General features: G+C 65.4%; 1 protein-coding gene. It reads left to right on the plus strand.

Features of this window, described 5'->3' with window-relative positions; translation table 11 throughout:
* Window positions 1–772, plus strand: a 772-nt coding sequence (locus tag MOM01_RS22955) for a thioesterase domain-containing protein (protein ID WP_241387753.1), incomplete at both ends; no start/stop codon positions are given.

Consider the following 772-nt stretch of genomic DNA (forward strand, 5'->3'; position numbering starts at 1 on the left):
TTCGGTGAGGTGCTGGGGGTCGAGCGGGTCGGCCTGGACGACAACTTCTTCGAACTCGGTGGCAACTCTCTGTCGGCGACCAGGGTGATCTCCGGATTGGTGGCGCAGGGCCTGTCTCCGAAACTGGAGTGGATGTTCTCGGATCCGACTCCTGCCGGTGTCGTGGAGAGGCTGGAAGGGGCAACCGGATCCCGGAACAGCGGTGTCGAGGTGGTCCTGCCCCTTCGCCCGTCCGGTTCCGGGCGGCCGGTCTTCTGCGTACATCCGATCGTCGGGCTCGCATGGTGTTACGCGGGACTGGCTCGATACGTCGACTCGGATCGGCCGCTGTTCGGTCTTCAGACGCCGGCACTGACGGAACCCGATTACGATCCGCAGTCACTCCGCGAGATCGCGAGTCGGTACGTCGAGGAGATTCTCCGGATCGCGCCTGACGGCCCGTACGACCTGCTGGGGTGGTCTCTCGGTGGCATGCTCGCCCACGAGATCGCGGTGCAGTTGCAGGCGCGGGGTGCCGAGATCTCCACGCTCGTCATGATCGACAGCTACAGCCGGACCGCACCCGTCGAAGGCGCTGGGCTCGACATGTTGTCGCCGCACGAGCTCCTGGGCGGAATCGGTCTCGCTCCCGACGCGGTGGGCGTGGATACGGTCGGGGAGACGTCGATCGTCGACGCGGTTTCACGCACGTACGGCATTTCGCCTGAGGATGCGAACTCGCTGGTGGCTGCATTGCTGGCGAATGCGAACAGGGATCTGCGTCTGGCCGCAC

This window comes from Rhodococcus sp. CH91 (assembly GCF_022554085.1).
Lineage (GTDB): Bacteria > Actinomycetota > Actinomycetes > Mycobacteriales > Mycobacteriaceae > Rhodococcus.